This window comes from Citrobacter sp. CK198 (assembly GCF_030333295.1).
GTDB classification, from domain to species: Bacteria; Pseudomonadota; Gammaproteobacteria; order Enterobacterales; family Enterobacteriaceae; genus Citrobacter_B; species Citrobacter_B koseri.
Genome location: NZ_JAOWGE010000036.1, coordinates 357438 through 374211, shown reverse-complemented (window position 1 = coordinate 374211; position 16774 = coordinate 357438). Strand labels below are relative to the sequence as shown.

Here is a 16774-nt window from a genome sequence, read left to right as displayed (position 1 = left end):
ACCCGGCGGCCTGTGTGCCGTTGTTCCGTGTCAGTGGAGGCGCATTATAGGGAGTTATTCCGGCCTGACAAGGGGAAATTAGAAAAAACTTATCAACCGTTCGTTTTTTGGACGTTTTGCATATCACCCTTTTATTTTTGCCTGGTTTTTAAACAAAAACGAGCCCGAATGGGCCCGTTTTTTATTATTTGTGACTTACTGCACTGCCACAATGCGATCGTCATTCGCCTCCAGACGAATCGCTTTACCCGGAATCAGCTCACCAGACAAGATTTGCTGCGCCAGCGGGTTTTCAATCTGCTGCTGAATTGCACGTTTCAATGGACGCGCCCCGTAAACCGGATCGTAACCATTCGCGCTCAGCAATTTCAGCGCATCATCAGAGATATGGATTTCATACCCGCGCTCTTCCAGACGTTTGTACAGACGCTGCAACTGGATCTGTGCAATAGAAGCGATATGTTTTTCACCCAACGGATGGAATACCACGACTTCATCTATACGGTTAATGAATTCCGGGCGGAAGTTGTGACTGACCACACCAAGCACCAGTTCTTTCATATGGCCGTAATCCAGCTCACCGAAACGCTCCTGGATCAGATCGGAACCGAGGTTTGAGGTCATAATGACAACCGTGTTGCGGAAGTCGACCGTTCTCCCTTGCCCGTCCGTCAGACGGCCATCATCCAACACCTGCAACAGAATGTTGAATACATCAGGATGCGCTTTCTCAACTTCGTCCAGCAGTATGACGGAATAAGGACGACGACGTACCGCTTCCGTCAGATAACCGCCCTCTTCATAACCCACATATCCCGGAGGCGCGCCAACCAGACGAGACACGGAGTGTTTTTCCATGAACTCAGACATGTCGATACGCACCATCGCGTCATCGCTATCAAACATAAAGTTTGCCAGCGCCTTGCACAGTTCGGTTTTACCCACCCCGGTCGGCCCAAGGAACAGGAACGAACCAATTGGACGATTCGGGTCGGCCAGTCCCGCACGGCTACGGCGAATGGCATTCGATACCGCTTCAACGGCCTCGTTCTGCCCAATCACGCGGCTGTGTAATTCCTGCTCCATACGCAGCAGCTTTTCACGTTCGCCTTCAAGCATTCTGGCAACCGGAATCCCCGTCCACCGCGCCAGCACTTCAGCTATTTCCGCATCCGTCACTTTATTGCGTAACAGACGCATGGTTTTACCTTCAGATTGAGTCGCCGCTTCCAGCTGTTTTTCCAGCTCAGGGATCTTGCCGTACTGAAGTTCAGACATCCGCGCCAGATCGCCCACACGACGCGCCTGTTCGATGGCGATCTTCGCCTGCTCCAGTTCGGCCTTAATGGTCTGCGTACCGGACAGAGAGGCTTTCTCTGCTTTCCACTCTTCTTCTAATTCAGAGTACTGGCGTTCTTTATCATCCAGTTCCTCGTTGAGCATATCGAGGCGTTTTTTGCTCGCCTCATCAGACTCTTTCATTAACGCCTGCTGTTCCAGCTTAAGCTGAATAATACGGCGGTCGAGCCTGTCCAGTTCTTCCGGCTTGGAGTCAATCTGCATACGGATGCTGGATGCAGCCTCATCGATCAGGTCGATGGCTTTATCCGGCAACTGGCGATCGGAAATGTAGCGGTGAGATAAGGTTGCCGCCGCCACAATCGCCGGGTCAGTAATCTGCACATGGTGGTGCAGCTCATAACGTTCTTTAAGACCACGCAGAATAGCGATGGTATCTTCCACAGACGGTTCCGCGACGAACACTTTCTGGAAACGACGCTCCAGCGCCGCATCTTTTTCAATGTACTGGCGATATTCGTCCAGCGTCGTGGCGCCCACACAGTGCAGTTCCCCACGCGCCAGCGCCGGTTTCAGCATGTTCCCGGCATCCATTGCGCCATCGGCTTTACCCGCGCCGACCATCGTGTGTAATTCATCGATAAACAGGATGACGTTGCCTTCCTGTTTGGCGAGATCGTTCAGCACGCCTTTCAGACGCTCTTCAAACTCACCGCGATACTTCGCCCCGGCCACCAGCGCGCCCATATCCAGCGCCAGTACGCGACGGCCTTTCAGCCCTTCCGGCACTTCGCCATTAATGATTCGCTGCGCCAGCCCTTCGACAATCGCCGTTTTACCGACCCCCGGTTCACCAATTAATACCGGGTTGTTTTTAGTACGGCGTTGCAGTACCTGAATGGTACGGCGAATTTCTTCATCACGACCAATCACCGGATCGAGCTTGCCCTGCTCCGCGCGCTCGGTCAGGTCGACGGTATATTTTTGCAAGGCCTGACGTTGGTCTTCAGCCCCTTGATCGTTCACGCTTTCACCTCCGCGCATTTGTTCAACTGCCTGAGTGATATTGGCGGTGGTCGCCCCGGCCGATTTCAGTAGGTCGGTCAGCGTGCCGCGAGACTCAAGCGCTGCCAGAACGAACAGTTCCGACGAAATAAAGTTGTCCCCACGTTTTTGCGCCAGCTTGTCGCAAAGATTCAGTACACGCACCAGATCCTGAGACGGCTGTACGTCGCCTCCGGTGCCTTCCACCTGCGGCAAACGGCTCAGCGCCTGATCAATACTCGTGCGTAACTGGCCAGCATTAATGCCAGCGGACGTTAATAAAGGACGTACCGATCCCCCTTCCTGATTCAGTAAGGCGCTCATTAAATGAAGAGGTTCGATGAATTGGTTGTCGTGCCCCAGTGCGAGCGACTGGGCATCGGCAAGAGCAAGCTGGAATTTATTAGTAAGACGATCCAGACGCATAACTCCTCCCATAACAGGTCAAAATTGCTACTGGAGATTAAATGAGGTCATCCCTCAATTATTCAAGGTGAATGACCTGAATTATGTGAAAAGAAAATTACACGTACCGGATCGTCTTGATTCTTTAGGTTATATCAGCCAAATAAAACTTGCCATACGACCCGTGATCTTGTCGCGACGATAAGAGAAGAAAGTCTCACTTTCGCTGTAGGTACAGCGATCGCCGCCATAGACGCTTTCAACTCCCACATTCGCCAGACGTTGACGCGCAAGCTGATAAATATCCGCCAGATATTTTTCGCCGCGCGCCTGAAATGCGCTGCTCGCCTTCGCATCTTTTGCGATAAACGCTTCACGCACTTCAGCCCCCACTTCAAAAGCAGCAGGGCCAATAGCCGGACCCAGCCAGGCGATAATGTTTTCAGGTTTATCGGCAAAGCAGGCGACCGTCTCTTCCAGCACACCTTCACATAATCCGCGCCAGCCCGCATGAGCCGCCGCCACTTCCGTTCCCGCGCGATTACAAAACAACACGGGCAAACAGTCCGCCGTCATCACCGCGCAAACGGTGCCGGGGGTATTGCTGTACGACGCATCCGCACGTTTGGATGCATAAGGCTCGCCGGTGAGTTTCAGCACGTCCTTGCCATGCACCTGTTCAAGCCAGACGGGTTTTGACGGCAAATTGCCCGCAGCAAAGAGTCTCTTGCGATTCTCTTCCACATGTTCCGGGTTATCGCCGCAATGGGCGCCCAGATTCAGAGAATCGTAAGGCGGTAAGCTGACACCGCCTGTACGTACAGAACTACAGGCTGCAACCCCCTCCGGGATTGGCCACTGCGGAACAATTAGCTTACTCATAGCCAGTCTACATCATCCTTATGTTCTTCGAAGTCAGCGCGCATCACGTCAATCAGCTCCACCATATCCTGCGGAATCGGCGCATGCCACTCCATTTCAATACCGGAAATCGGATGGTAAAGACGCAGCATCGTCGCGTGCAGCGCCTGGCGATCAAACTGACGCAACGTGGAGATAAACGCTTCCGATGCCCCCTTCGGTGGACGCGGACGACCGCCATACACCTGATCGCCCACCAGCGGATGCGTGATATGCGCCATGTGCACGCGGATCTGGTGCGTACGTCCGGTTTCCAGACGCAACCGCAGACGCGTATGCACACGGAAATGTTCCATGATGCGGTAGTGAGTCACCGCCGGTTTCCCCATTGGATGCACTGACATATGGGTTCGTTTGGTCGGGTGACGGCTGATCGGTTCATCTACCGTACCGCCCGCCGTCATATGTCCGATCGCGACCGCTTCATACTCACGGGTGATTTCACGCAGTTGCAAAGACTCCACCAGTCGCGTTTGCGCCGGAACCGTTTTCGCCACCACCATCAGACCTGTGGTGTCTTTATCCAGACGATGCACAATACCCGCGCGCGGTACGTCAGCAATCGGCGGGTAGTAATGCAACAGCGCGTTCAGTACCGTACCATCGGGATTACCGGCGCCAGGGTGAACCACTAAATCGCGCGGTTTGTTGATGACAAGGATATCGTCATCTTCGTAGACGATATCCAGCGGGATATCCTGCGGCTCAAAGCGGATCTCTTCGTCGATTTCCGCGTTAATGGAAACCTGTTCGCCGCCCAATACTTTTTCTTTCGGTTTATCGCAAAGTTTACCGTTGACCAGCACGCGCCGATCGAGAATCCATTCTTTTATGCGCGAACGTGAATAATCCGGGAACATTTCGGCCAAAGCCTGATCTAAGCGTTGACCGAGTTGGTTTTCGGATACCGTTGCGGTGAGTTGTACTCGTTGTGCCATATACAGCTTCTTCGTTTAACGTTGGGTTTTACGGCTTTGCCGTTTAATATAGTGTGCTATTGTAGCTGGTCTTAACCGGGAGCAGGAACAGAGAATCTCCCGTAAAACATTTTGAGGAAAGTCAAAACGTCATGACGCGCATGAAATATCTGGTGGCAGCAGCCACGTTGAGCCTGTTTTTGGCGGGTTGCTCTGGTTCAAAGGAAGAGGTGCCCGATAATCCGCCTAACGAAATCTACGCGACTGCCCAGCAAAAGCTGCAGGACGGTAACTGGAAACAGGCAATAACGCAATTGGAAGCGTTGGATAACCGTTATCCATTTGGACCGTATTCTCAGCAGGTGCAGTTGGATCTGATCTACGCCTACTACAAAAACGCCGATCTGCCGTTAGCTCAGGCCGCCATCGATCGTTTTATTCGCCTCAATCCGACGCACCCGAATATTGATTATGTCATGTATATGCGCGGTCTGACCAATATGGCGCTGGATGACAGCGCGCTGCAAGGTTTCTTCGGCGTCGATCGTAGCGATCGCGATCCGCAGCACGCCCGAGCGGCATTCAATGATTTCTCAAAGCTGGTGCGTAGCTATCCGAACAGCCAGTACACGACCGACGCCACCAAACGTCTGGTCTTCCTGAAAGATCGTCTGGCGAAGTATGAATACTCCGTTGCCGACTACTACACCGCTCGCGGCGCATGGGTTGCCGTGGTAAACCGTGTGGAAGGTATGCTGCGCGACTTCCCGGATACGCAGGCGACGCGCGACGCTCTGCCGCTGATGGAAAACGCTTATCGTCAGATGCAGATGACGACTCAGGCTGACAAAGTGGCGAAAATTATCGCCGCCAATGGTCGCAACACCTGATTGCGTACTGAACGCAAAACGGCAGCCCGAAGGCTGCCGTTTTTTTATCCATTTTACGCTGTTGCTGAAACGGTTTCAGTACAACGCATCCCGTCAAATATGGCTCCCTTTCGGCTATTCCTCAAGTAAAAAATCCGTTGTTCCTGCGATAACTCACAAAAAGGCTTCCTTGACAAAAAGTGACAAAATAATGTGATTTAAATCACGCTTTTTGACATTAGGAACGGTATGCTGGAATCACCAAGACGGGAAAGACAAGAGGTAAAATTTATGACAATGAACATTACCAGTAAACAAATGGAAATTACTCCGGCAATACGCCAGCATGTCGCAGACCGTCTCGCCAAACTAGAAAAATGGCAAACTCACCTGATTAATCCACATATCATTCTGTCTAAGGAGCCACAGGGTTTCATCGCTGATGCCACCATCAATACCCCGAACGGACATCTGGTCGCCAGCGCAAAACACGAAGATATGTACGCCGCCATTAACGATTTGATCAACAAGCTGGAACGGCAGCTCAATAAAGTGCAGCACAAAGGCGAAGCCCGTCGTGCCACAACTTCAGTAAAAGACGCCAACTTCGTCGAAGCAGAAGAAGAGTAGTCCCTTACATTGAGTGTATCGCCAACGCGCCTTCGGGCGCGTTTTTTGTTGACAGGATTAAAACAGTACGGGTACTTTACTGAAGTCGCTAAAGGAAACTGACATGAAACTTATCCCGTTCTTCTTCGCATTCTTTTTTACCTTCCCCTGAATGGGAGGCGTTTCGTCGTGTGAAAAAGAATGCGAAGACGAACAATAAGGCCTCCCACACGGGAGGCCTTTTTTATTGATAACAAGAAAGGCAACACTATGACATCGGAAAACCCGTTACTGGCGCTGCGAGAGAAAATAAGCGCTCTGGATGTAAAATTACTGGCCTTACTGGCGGAGCGTCGTGAACTGGCCGTTGAAGTCGGGAAAGCGAAGCTGCTTTCTCATCGCCCGGTGCGTGATATCGATCGCGAGCGCGACCTGCTGGACAGGCTGATCGCGCTTGGCAAAGCCCATCATCTGGACGCGCACTATATTACTCGCCTGTTCCAGCTCATCATTGAAGATTCTGTCCTTACCCAGCAGGCGCTGTTGCAGCAACATCTGAACAAAATTAACCCGCATTCAGCGCGTATTGCCTTTCTTGGACCAAAAGGGTCGTACTCGCACCTCGCTGCGCGCCAGTATGCCGCCCGCCATTTTGAACAGTTTATTGAAAGCGGCTGCGCAAAATTCGCTGATATCTTTAATCAGGTCGAAACCGGGCAAGCGGACTACGCCGTCGTGCCGATTGAGAACACCAGTTCAGGCGCGATCAACGACGTCTACGATCTGTTGCAGCACACCAGCCTCTCTATCGTGGGCGAGATGACCATTATCATCGACCACTGCGTGCTGGTTTCAGGGACGACCGATTTAAACACCATTGAGACGGTCTACAGCCACCCGCAGCCGTTCCAGCAGTGCAGTAAATTCCTTAACCGCTATCCGCACTGGAAGATTGAGTACACTGAAAGCACCTCTGCGGCGATGGAAAAAGTGGCGCAGGCGAACTCTCCACGCGTGGCGGCGCTGGGTAGCGAAGCCGGTGGCGTGCTGCATGGGCTACAGGTGCTGGAAAGAATCGAAGCCAACCAGACGCAGAATATTACCCGTTTCGTGGTGCTGGCGCGCAAAGCCGTCAATGTTTCCGACCAGGTCCCGGCGAAAACCACGCTGCTGATCGCCACGGGTCAACAGGCAGGTGCGCTGGTTGAGGCGCTGCTGGTGCTGCGCAATCACAACCTGATCATGACCAAACTGGAGTCCCGTCCGATTCACGGCAACCCGTGGGAAGAGATGTTTTATCTCGATATCCAGGCCAACCTGGAATCACCGGAGATGAAAAAAGCGCTGAAAGAGTTGGGGGAAATTACCCGCTCAATGAAGGTACTGGGCTGCTACCCCAGCGAGAACGTTGTGCCTGTCGATCCGAACTAACTGTTTGATAATGCCGGATGGCGCTACGCTTATCCGGCCTACGATTCATGCAATTTTGTAGGCCGGATAAGACGCACCAGCGTCGCCATCAGGCATCTCACTTATTGTCGGCTATCGTTCGCCTGGCGTAACAGCGTGCGACTTTCGTTCTGGAAGCGTTTGGCGTAATCACCAAACCAATGCTCAACCTTGCGGAAACTGTCGATAAAGGCCTGCTTGTCGCCCTGCTCCAGCAAACCAATCGCGTCGCCAAAACGTTTATAGTAGCGTTTGATCAGCGCCAGGTTATTTTCCGACGACATAATAATATCGGCATACAGCTGCGGGTCCTGCGCAAACAGTCGCCCAACCATCGCCAGTTCGAGACGGTAAATCGGTGACGACAGCGCCAGCAGTTGTTCCAGCTGGACATTCTCTTCCGCCAGGTGCAAACCGTAAGCGAACGTCGCAAAGTGACGCAGCGCCTGAATAAACGCCATATTCTGATCGTGCTCAACGGCGCTAATCCGATGCAGCCGTGCGCCCCACACCTGAATTTGCTCAAGGAACCACTGGTACGCCTCCGGCTGACGGCCATCGCACCAGACAACTACCTGCTTTGCCAGACTGCCGCTGTCCGGGCCAAACATCGGGTGTAAGCCCAGTACCGGGCCATCGTGCGCCGCCATCATCGCCTGTAGCGGTCCGTTTTTAACCGATGCAAGATCGACCAGAATACAGTCCGCAGGCAAACGCGGTAATTTCGCGATCACCTGCTCCGTGATATGAATCGGCACACTTACGATCACCATCCCGGCATCGGCCACGATCTCCTGCGCCCGTCCCCAGTCCTGTTGCTCAAGTATGCGTACCTGATATCCCGACAGCGTGAGCATTTTTTCAAACAAACGACCCATCTGACCGCCGCCGCCGACGATAACCACCGGGCGCAGAGAAGGACAAAGCATCTTAAACCCTTTGTCATTCTCACTGGAGTAAGACTCACGCATCACCCGACGCAAGACGTCTTCAATCAGATCGGGAGGAACGCCAAGCGCTTCCGCCTCCGCACGGCGTGAAGCCAGCATAGACGCCTCACGCTCAGGCACGTAAATCGGCAGCCCAAAGCGGCTTTTCACTTCACCGACTTCGGCCACCAGCTCCAGGCGCTTAGCCAGTAAATCCAGCAGCGCCTTATCCACTTCATCTATTTGATCGCGTAACGCGGTCAACTCAGCAACCATAACCAACCTCTTATGCTACACGCGCCACCAGTTGGCCGTTCAGGTCCTGATGAATTTCACGCAGCAGTGCATCCGTGGCTTCCCAGCTGATACACGCATCCGTAACAGACACGCCGTATTTCATTTCACTGCGCGGTTGCTCGGAGGACTGGTTGCCTTCGTGAATATTACTTTCAATCATCAAGCCAATAATGGAACGGTTGCCGTCTTTGATCTGCGCGACCACAGACTCTGCCACGGCAGGCTGGCGACGGTAATCTTTATTCGAGTTACCATGGCTGCAATCTACCATCAGAGACGGGCGGAGTCCTGCCTGTTCCATCTCTTTTTCACACTGCGCGACATCTGCCGGGCTGTAGTTTGGCGCTTTCCCACCGCGCAGAATGACATGGCCATCCGGGTTGCCCTGCGTTTGCAGCAGAGCGACCTGCCCCGCCTGGTTGATACCGACAAAACGGTGTGACTGAGCAGCGGCACGCATGGCGTTAATCGCCGTCGCCAGGCTGCCATCCGTCCCGTTTTTAAAGCCAACGGGCATGGAAAGGCCAGAGGCCATTTCACGGTGGGTTTGGGATTCGGTCGTACGCGCGCCGATTGCCGACCAGCTAAACAGATCGCCCAGGTATTGCGGGCTGTTTGGATCTAACGCTTCCGTCGCCAGCGGCAAGCCCATGTTCACCAGTTCCACCAGAAGTTGACGCGCAATCTTCAGGCCGGTTTCCACATCAAACGAGCCATCCATATGAGGATCGTTAATCAACCCTTTCCAGCCGACAGTGGTACGGGGCTTTTCAAAATAGACGCGCATTACCAGGTAGAGGCTATCGCTGACCTCTGCGGCAAGAGTTTTAAATCGACGAGCGTATTCCAGAGCGGTTTCAGGATCGTGGATAGAACAAGGGCCGCACACCACCAGCAGGCGCGGATCGCGACCGGCGATGATGTCAGAAATCGTTTTACGTGACTGGGCGATTTGCGCCTCTTGCGACAAACTCAGCGGGAACGCCGCTTTGAGTTGCTCCGGGGTCATCAGAACCTGTTCGTCGGTAATGTGTACGTTGTTCAGCGCGTCTTTTTGCATGATGGCGATCCTGTTTAGCTCGTTTGCGATAAATGATCCTCACAGAGGATGGCGTAACGATAACATAATAGGTAAAGATTTCAATCCACATTCCGTAAATTTTACTTTACACAAACCATTTATCTCGCAATTAACGCCATTCAAATCGTACATAAAAATTTACATCATTATATTTGCGAATCCACTATGCTTTGAAAAACACAGGAGAACAGGCAATGAAGCGTTTCGCAGGCGCCTTATTTGTTTTATTCATCAGCGGATGTCAGATCGATCCTTACACGCATGCCCCCACCTGGACCGCGACCGACTGGTATAGCGCCGGTATCGAAGATGCGATTTCAGGCGTTGCCGTCAAAGATAACGAAACACTGGCTGACGCCTGGAACGATCCTGACGTGGAGCGAACGCAATATCTTAAGGGCTACGCCGAAGGCCAGCGAAAAACCTGCCAGTTAAACTTTGTCCACGCCAGAGGACTGGCCGGGAAAACATTTCCCGCCAGTTGCGACACGGTTGAAAACGCCAGTCAATTACATGATGCCTGGCAAAAAGGCGCAGACGAAGGTGTTCGCTCAATGCGGCTAAATTAATTAAGACCTTACCAATAAATAAGTATGGGATTTGACTTAAGGAAATACCATTAATCGGCATGGTGTAATGACTGACAGGCAAAATAATGTTATTTTGCTGCAAACAATCACGGATGTATTTTGATGCTTTTTGACTGACGCTGGTGGGCACCTGTTTATGAGCTTTTCTCACCGACTCATACTCCTGCTAACGCTATTACTGGCAGGATTACCACTGTATGCTCAGGGCATCACAGAAGAAGCGAAATCTGTACGCTCAATCGTTTCCGGTATCGTCAGCTATACACGCTGGCCTGCATTATCTGGCCCTCCACGGCTATGTATTTTCGCCTCGTCTCGTTTTGCCGATGTGCTGAACGACAACAGCGCCAGGTCATTACCTTATCTGCCCGTCATCATCCGCACGGAGCAGGAAGCTCTGGCAGCCCGTTGCGATGGCTTTTATTTCGGCAGTGAATCTCCGGCGTATCAGGTAGAATTAACGAATAAATATCCGTCTAAGGCATTGTTATTAATTGCCGAACAAAATACTGAATGCATTATTGGCAGCGCATTTTGTCTGATCATAAACAATGATGAAGTCAGATTTTCCGTAAATCTGGATTCCCTGTCACGCAGTGGCGTAAGAGTGAACCCCGACGTATTGATGCTTGCACGGAATCAAAAGCATGGATAAGGATTTTTTCCCTACAACGCGCCCGACCTTTAAGCGTACATTACGCCGGATCAACATGATCAGCGTACTGGTCACCATGTTGCTGATCTGGCTGCTGCTTTGCGTCGCCTCTGTCCTGACGCTGAAACAATATGCGCAAAAAAATCTGGATCTGACTGCCGCGACAATGACCCATAGTCTTGAGGCCGCATTGGTGTTTTCCGATGGCGTCGCCGCGACAGAAACGCTGGCCGCGCTGGGGCGCCAGGGGCAGTTCTCGGCCGCAGAGGTTCGCGATAAAAACCAGAAGGTGATCGCCTCCTGGTATTATGACGCACAAGCGTCGGACGATAAGCTCAATGGCCTGATCAGCCAGTGGCTTTTCCCGCTGCCGGTGACTCAGCCCGTCTGGCACAATGGCAAAATTATCGGCGAGGTCTGCCTGACCGCGCGCGACAGCTTGATTGGTCATTTTATCTGGCTCTCGCTGGCGGTTCTTACCGGGTGTATTTTGCTCGCATCCGGCATTGCGTTAATGCTCACGCGTTATTTGCATAATGGCGTGGTGGACGCGCTGCAAAACATCACCGATGTGGTACATGATGTACGCACGAACCGTAACTTTTCACGTCGCGTTTCTGAGGAACGCATTGAAGAGTTCCATCTTTTTGCCCAGGATTTCAACAGCCTGCTGGATGAGATGGAAGAGTGGCAACTGCGGCTACAGGCTAAAAACGCCCAGCTTTTGCGTACCGCGCTGCACGACCCCCTTACTGGTCTTGCTAATCGTGCCGCCTTTCGTAACAGCATAACTGAGTTGATGAATGACAGCTCCGCCCGTAGCTGTTCGGCGCTGCTATTTCTGGACGGCGATAACTTCAAATTCATTAACGATACATGGGGGCATGCCGCAGGAGATCGCGTTTTGATCGAGGTCGCCCGGCGACTGGCGGAGTTTGGCGGCAATCACCACCAGCCATATCGACTTGGCGGAGATGAATTCGCCATGGTGCTCTACAACGTGCATTCGGAGTACGAAGTTAAACGCATTTGTTCGGCATTATCGCAAGAATTTAATCGCCCCTTTGATCTGCATAACGGGCATCTGGCGAGTATGACGCTGAGTATTGGTTTCGCGCTGACGTGGGAACATGCTTCCGCAGAAAAATTACAAGAGTTGGCCGATCGTAATATGTATCAGGCCAAACATCAGCGTTCTGAACGTTCAATTAAATAACAGGAATAGATATATGCTAAAGCGACTTTTCTCCCCGATCATTCTGATAGCGTTGATTCTGGCGGGTTGCCAGACGCCGCAGGGGAAATTTACGCCCGAACAAGTTGCGGCAATGAAATCCTATGGGTTTACTGAATCAGCAGGCGACTGGTCTCTGGGGCTGTCTGACAACATTTTATTTGATAAAAACGACTATAAGTTACGCCCGGAAAGCCAGCAGCAAATCCGTGAGATGGCCTCCAGGCTGGCAGCCACCGGGCTGAAACATGCCCGTATGGATGGCCATACTGACAACTACGGCGAAGACAGTTATAACGAGGCATTGTCGCTCAAGCGCGCCAATGTGGTTGCTGACGCCTGGGCCGAAGGCGCCAACATCCCTCGTAGCAATCTGACGACGCAGGGTTTAGGTAAAAAACACCCGGTCGCCAGCAATCAGAGCGCGAAAGGTCGTGCTGAAAACCGCCGCGTTGCCGTCGTCATCAGCACGCCGTAATGTTAGTCAACTGGCTGCGTAAGGGCGGCGCGAGACGTACTGAACCAGCGCAGCCAGTCGATAACGATAAATACCAGCAGACTGCCTCCCAGCACCGGCATCGCCATCCCCAGGGCGGCAGCCAGCACCAGAACCCCGCCCCTTCCCGGCCAACCTAACGTAAGCCAACACTGCATCAGCGTTTGTGCCGGGTTGACGCCTGACCTGGCCGGTCGGCGAATCCACCACAGACGGTAGCCAATAATAATCATCAGGCAAAGCCCGATGCCGAAGGCGATCAGCAGTAACTGATTTGGCAGACCAAACAGTATGCCCATATGGAAATCGACGCCCCAGCGCGTCAGCTTTGCCATAAGCGGAAAGTCAGCAAAATGCGTCCGGTCGATAACATGCAGGGTTGCGGCGTCTACTGATACCGCATCAACCTGTGTCGGCCAGCGGCGATCAATTTCAGTTACCGTCCAGCCATGTTGCGCATCTTTGGCCGGACGAATCTCCAGCTTTTTAGCATCAATTCCCGCCGCCTGCGCCGTATGCAGAACCGCATCAAACTGGCTGACATCCATATGCATAACCGGCATTTCCTGCCCGGCATGATGATCGGCATGTTCATCAGCAGGGTGTTCGTCGCCATAAAGCTGCGTATTCACCTGCGGCGTCAGCCAACCAAAAGCCGCACGCATTTTATCCACGTTGCCTCCGGCCCACTGGGACCAGGTTAAACCGGTTGCCGAGAACAGCAGCATCCCCGCCAGCAGTAACCACCCCAGCATTACGTGTAAACGCCGGTTATTTTGCACCCGATTATTCAGCCGACGTTTTGGTCGGGTGAAATACCAGAGCATAATGCCGCCAGTCGCCGCAACCCACATCCAGGAGGCCGCCAGCTCGCTGTAAATTCGCCCGATATCCCCCAATAGCAAAGAGCGGTGAGCATAATCAATCCACTGACGCAAGGGCAAAATGCCACTGGTGCCATAGACCGTCATATCGCCTTTCACCGCCAGCGTCACTGGATCGATGAAAATCGCCCGGTTCTCGGAAGCGGCAAGTCCGGGGTCGGCAAACATCACCCGCGTCGTTGCGCCCTCTTCAAGAGCGGGACGAACGGCATGCAGTCGTAAATGCCCTCCCGTCACCTGTTGGGCAACGGCGATTTGCGCCGCCAGCGGTTGCCGCTCTCCTTGCTCTGTGCCCTGTAGCGCCGGTGCATAGAGCGCCTCTTCCAGTTGCGGCGTCGCAACGTAGAGCGTACCGGTTAAGGCCGCCACAAAGATAAATGGCCCGACAAACAGACCTGTGTAGAAATGAAAACGTCGCAACAGGGTTATCCATGCCGCGCGCGGAGTGCAGGTTGTCATACTTTTCCTCAGAGAAAGCACACATGTGTCGTGACGCTTATGCGCACAAACGTATTGTTAGATTCAGGAAACAGCAGACCTGCGCGGCGGTGCGCGCGTATCGGGATAAAGCCAGGGGAAGAAATGCCAGTGTTTAACAACCGGGCGTGGCGGCGTCAGCTTTTGTCTGAGCAGCATCCCGGACAACAGGATGACCAGCGCCAGCATCAGGCCAGGAACATGGGTCAGGAGGACGCAATACCCGCACGCTTCACCGTGATCGACAGGCATCGGCATTGATGAAGACTGCCCATGATGTCCAACATGTTCAGCCATCATGCTCATGTCATGATGCATACCAGGCATGGCGCTCATGGGATCTTTTTGCAACGAGACGGAGATAAGCGGCGCCACCACGATCAGCAGGATCGCAAACATCGCGAGCCATGTCGCGTTGCGTTGATACGCAGGCTGACGAAATGTACCGATAACCACTGCCCCTCCCGTAACGAACGGGCATTGTAAATGATTTATGAACTAATGGTTAACGTTGTGAGCTTCACGAAGATAAAAAAAGGGCCAGCCAACTGGCCAGCCCTTTCTTACAGGATGTCGCCTGAGCGATATCTTAGTTAAGACGCTCTTTAATACGAGCAGCCTTACCAGTACGCTCACGCAGGTAGTACAGTTTAGCTTTACGAACGGCACCACGACGTTTAACAGCAATGCTGTCAACTACCGGAGAGTGAGTCTGGAAGACACGCTCAACGCCTTCGCCGTTGGAAATTTTACGAACAGTGAATGCAGAGTGCAGACCGCGGTTACGAATAGCGATAACCACGCCCTCGAATGCCTGCAGACGTTTTTTGGAACCTTCAACAACCCATACTTTCACTTCCACGGTATCACCCGGACGGAAGGAAGGTACGTCCTGCTTCATCTGCTCTTGTTCAAGTTGCTTAATAATGTTGCTCATAATTTAATCTCTTATCCTGGGTAAACTGATATTTGGGGGTCTCAGACCAGCCCATCATGTTTATGTTGCTGTTGTGCGTGTTCCGTTTTGAACTCCGCCAGCAACCTTGCTTGCTCTTCAGTCAGAGCCAGGTTTTCCAGAAGTTCAGGTCTTCTAAGCCAGGTTCGGCCCAGCGACTGTTTCAAACGCCAGCGACGTATCTCAGCATGGTTTCCTGACAGCAATACTGCCGGTACTTCCATCCCTTCCAACACTTCAGGTCGAGTATAGTGTGGACAGTCCAGTAATCCGTCGGCAAAGGAATCTTCGATTGCCGAAGCCTCATGACCCAGAACCCCTGGAATGAACCGGGAAACGGAGTCAATCAGCGTCATTGCTGGTAACTCACCCCCACTGAGTACGTAATCGCCGATTGACCATTCTTCGTCAATTTCGGTTTGAATCACGCGCTCATCTATTCCTTCGTAGCGACCGCACACCAGAATCAGTTTCTGATTCGTTGCCAGTTCGCTGACGCCCGCTTGATCAAGCTTGCGTCCCTGAGGTGACAGATAGATCACCTTAGCGCCTTCACCCGCCGCGCTTTTTGCTGCATGAATGGCGTCCCGCAAGGGTTGCACCATCATTAACATCCCCGGTCCGCCGCCGTAAGGACGATCGTCCACGGTACGGTGCCGGTCATGCGTGAAGTCACGAGGACTCCAGCTCTGGATGCTCAGCAGGCCATTTTTTACTGCCCGGCCAGTTACCCCGTAATCGGTAATTGCGCGGAACATTTCAGGAAACAGGCTAACGATACCTATAAACACAAGCCAATCCCCATAACGCCGACTTTTACCGTTTATCCGGTGGTTTAAAAACCAGGATCCCAATCTACTTCGATAGTACGAGTAGCGAGATCGACTTTCTTGATAACCTGCCCATCGAGGAACGGCACAAGACGTTCCTTGATACCAAACGCATCTTTCAGGTTTGCCTTGATGACGATGACGTCATTCGAACCGGTTTCCATCATATCGACGACTTTACCGAGATCGTAGCCTTCAGTGGTCACTACCTGACAGCCCATAAGGTCTTTCCAGTAGTAGGAACCATCTTCCAGCGCAGGCAACTGCGAGGAATCCACGACAATTTCGCAATTAGTCAGTAGATTCGCCGAATCACGATCGTCAACGCCTTTCAGCTTGATGATCAGATCCTGATTGTGGTGCTTCCAGCTTTCCAGCTGTACTTGCTGCCACTGACCCGCCTTCTGGATAAACCAGGGCTGATAGTCAAAAATGCTTTCGGCGTCTTCGGTGGAAGAAAACACTCTGAGCCACCCACGAATACCGTAAGACGACCCCATTTTCCCCAAAACGATGGGTTCAACGGGCGCTTGCGCAGTGAGTTGCTTGCTCATCATGACCACCGTGACAGATTAAGCTGCTTTGTTTGCTGCTTTGATCAGCGCTGCAACGCGATCAGAAATAGTCGCGCCCTGGCCAACCCAGTGAGCGATGCGATCCAGATCCAGGCGGGTGCCTTCTTCTTTTTCGCTGGCGATCGGGTTGAAGAAGCCAACGCGCTCAATGAAGCGACCGTTGCGTGCATTACGGCTGTCGGTAACAACAACCTGGTAGAACGGACGCTTTTTAGCGCCGTGACGAGCTAAACGAATAGTAACCATAACATCCTCTTG

19 protein-coding genes and 1 other annotated feature are annotated in these 16774 nt (G+C 52.6%); of the genes, 8 read left to right on the top strand and 11 right to left on the bottom strand.

Features of this window, described 5'->3' with window-relative positions; all coding sequences use genetic code 11:
* Positions 1 to 195 precede the first annotated feature (195 nt).
* From clpB to rluD, 3 genes are all read right to left on the bottom strand, one after another.
* The gene (clpB, locus tag OGY62_RS22775; protein ID WP_024130844.1) at positions 196 to 2769 is read right to left on the bottom strand and encodes an ATP-dependent chaperone ClpB; all 2574 of its coding nucleotides are present in this window, start codon (positions 2767 to 2769) and stop codon (positions 196 to 198) included.
* A 129-nt stretch (positions 2770 to 2898) separates the two neighbouring features.
* Positions 2899 to 3630, bottom strand: coding sequence for a purine nucleoside phosphorylase YfiH (gene yfiH, locus OGY62_RS22770; protein ID WP_012134681.1), 732 nt, complete (start codon positions 3628 to 3630; stop codon positions 2899 to 2901).
* A complete protein-coding gene (gene rluD / locus OGY62_RS22765) occupies positions 3627 to 4607 on the bottom strand; it encodes a 23S rRNA pseudouridine(1911/1915/1917) synthase RluD (RefSeq protein ID WP_047461899.1) in 981 nt (326 codons plus the stop codon). The genes yfiH and rluD overlap by 4 nt, the downstream gene beginning before the upstream one ends.
* A gap of 131 nt (positions 4608 to 4738) precedes the next feature.
* Between rluD and bamD the strand changes: the two genes are divergently transcribed.
* The 4 genes from bamD (at position 4739) to pheA (ending at position 7495) form a co-directional block, all read left to right on the top strand.
* Positions 4739 to 5476, top strand: coding sequence for an outer membrane protein assembly factor BamD (gene bamD / locus OGY62_RS22760; RefSeq protein WP_012134683.1), 738 nt, complete (start codon positions 4739 to 4741; stop codon positions 5474 to 5476).
* Positions 5477 to 5746: 270 nt separating this feature from the next.
* Positions 5747 to 6085: a ribosome-associated translation inhibitor RaiA gene (raiA, locus tag OGY62_RS22755; RefSeq protein WP_024130845.1), complete on the top strand. Its 339-nt coding sequence runs from the start codon at positions 5747 to 5749 to the stop codon at positions 6083 to 6085.
* Between the two features lie 102 nt (positions 6086 to 6187).
* Positions 6188 to 6312 (top strand) — a sequence feature (Phe leader region).
* Positions 6189 to 6236 carry a pheA operon leader peptide PheL gene (gene pheL / locus OGY62_RS22750; protein WP_101706155.1) on the top strand — a complete coding sequence of 16 codons (48 nt, stop codon included), beginning with the start codon at positions 6189 to 6191 and terminating at the stop codon, positions 6234 to 6236. Its footprint overlaps the feature before it by 48 nt.
* Before the next feature lie 22 nt (positions 6313 to 6334).
* The gene (gene pheA, locus OGY62_RS22745) at positions 6335 to 7495 is read left to right on the top strand and encodes a bifunctional chorismate mutase/prephenate dehydratase (RefSeq protein ID WP_286460593.1); all 1161 of its coding nucleotides are present in this window, start codon (positions 6335 to 6337) and stop codon (positions 7493 to 7495) included.
* 101 nt (positions 7496 to 7596) lie between these two features.
* Here the strand turns inward: pheA and tyrA are convergent, their stop codons facing one another.
* Together tyrA and aroF are read right to left on the bottom strand one after the other, a co-directional pair.
* A complete protein-coding gene (tyrA, locus tag OGY62_RS22740) occupies positions 7597 to 8718 on the bottom strand; it encodes a bifunctional chorismate mutase/prephenate dehydrogenase (protein WP_286460592.1) in 1122 nt (373 codons plus the stop codon).
* A 10-nt stretch (positions 8719 to 8728) separates the two neighbouring features.
* Positions 8729 to 9799 carry a 3-deoxy-7-phosphoheptulonate synthase AroF gene (gene aroF, locus OGY62_RS22735; RefSeq protein WP_047461890.1) on the bottom strand — a complete coding sequence of 357 codons (1071 nt, stop codon included), beginning with the start codon at positions 9797 to 9799 and terminating at the stop codon, positions 8729 to 8731.
* Between the two features lie 215 nt (positions 9800 to 10014).
* Here aroF and OGY62_RS22730 point away from each other — a divergent pair, with 215 nt between their 5' ends.
* The 4 genes from OGY62_RS22730 (at position 10015) to OGY62_RS22715 (ending at position 12777) form a co-directional block, all read left to right on the top strand.
* On the top strand, positions 10015 to 10389 hold the full coding sequence (locus OGY62_RS22730; RefSeq protein ID WP_012134688.1) for a DUF2799 domain-containing protein: 375 nt from the start codon (positions 10015 to 10017) through the stop codon (positions 10387 to 10389).
* A gap of 157 nt (positions 10390 to 10546) precedes the next feature.
* Positions 10547 to 11065: a regulatory sequestration protein YfiR gene (gene yfiR / locus OGY62_RS22725; RefSeq protein ID WP_024130847.1), complete on the top strand. Its 519-nt coding sequence runs from the start codon at positions 10547 to 10549 to the stop codon at positions 11063 to 11065.
* On the top strand, positions 11058 to 12281 hold the full coding sequence (gene dgcN / locus OGY62_RS22720; RefSeq protein WP_012134690.1) for a diguanylate cyclase DgcN/YfiN: 1224 nt from the start codon (positions 11058 to 11060) through the stop codon (positions 12279 to 12281). The genes yfiR and dgcN overlap by 8 nt, the downstream gene beginning before the upstream one ends.
* A 13-nt stretch (positions 12282 to 12294) precedes the next feature.
* Positions 12295 to 12777 carry an OmpA family protein gene (locus tag OGY62_RS22715; RefSeq protein ID WP_058667979.1) on the top strand — a complete coding sequence of 161 codons (483 nt, stop codon included), beginning with the start codon at positions 12295 to 12297 and terminating at the stop codon, positions 12775 to 12777.
* A gap of 2 nt (positions 12778 to 12779) precedes the next feature.
* On the opposite strand, the gene OGY62_RS22710 is transcribed toward OGY62_RS22715, so the two are convergent.
* The 6 genes from OGY62_RS22710 to rpsP form a co-directional block, all read right to left on the bottom strand.
* Positions 12780 to 14138 carry a PepSY-associated TM helix domain-containing protein gene (locus OGY62_RS22710; protein ID WP_286460591.1) on the bottom strand — a complete coding sequence of 453 codons (1359 nt, stop codon included), beginning with the start codon at positions 14136 to 14138 and terminating at the stop codon, positions 12780 to 12782.
* A gap of 63 nt (positions 14139 to 14201) precedes the next feature.
* Complete coding sequence (locus OGY62_RS22705) at positions 14202 to 14555, bottom strand: DUF2946 domain-containing protein (RefSeq protein WP_012134694.1); 354 nt, start codon at positions 14553 to 14555, stop codon at positions 14202 to 14204.
* 190 nt (positions 14556 to 14745) lie between these two features.
* Positions 14746 to 15093 (bottom strand): 50S ribosomal protein L19, encoded by a 348-nt coding sequence (gene rplS, locus OGY62_RS22700; RefSeq protein WP_012134695.1) that lies wholly within the window; start codon positions 15091 to 15093, stop codon positions 14746 to 14748.
* A gap of 41 nt (positions 15094 to 15134) precedes the next feature.
* A complete protein-coding gene (gene trmD, locus OGY62_RS22695; RefSeq protein WP_024130850.1) occupies positions 15135 to 15902 on the bottom strand; it encodes a tRNA (guanosine(37)-N1)-methyltransferase TrmD in 768 nt (255 codons plus the stop codon).
* A 44-nt stretch (positions 15903 to 15946) separates the two neighbouring features.
* Positions 15947 to 16495 carry a ribosome maturation factor RimM gene (gene rimM / locus OGY62_RS22690; protein ID WP_024130851.1) on the bottom strand — a complete coding sequence of 183 codons (549 nt, stop codon included), beginning with the start codon at positions 16493 to 16495 and terminating at the stop codon, positions 15947 to 15949.
* A gap of 18 nt (positions 16496 to 16513) precedes the next feature.
* The gene (gene rpsP, locus OGY62_RS22685; RefSeq protein WP_012134698.1) at positions 16514 to 16762 is read right to left on the bottom strand and encodes a 30S ribosomal protein S16; all 249 of its coding nucleotides are present in this window, start codon (positions 16760 to 16762) and stop codon (positions 16514 to 16516) included.
* Positions 16763 to 16774 lie beyond the last annotated feature (12 nt).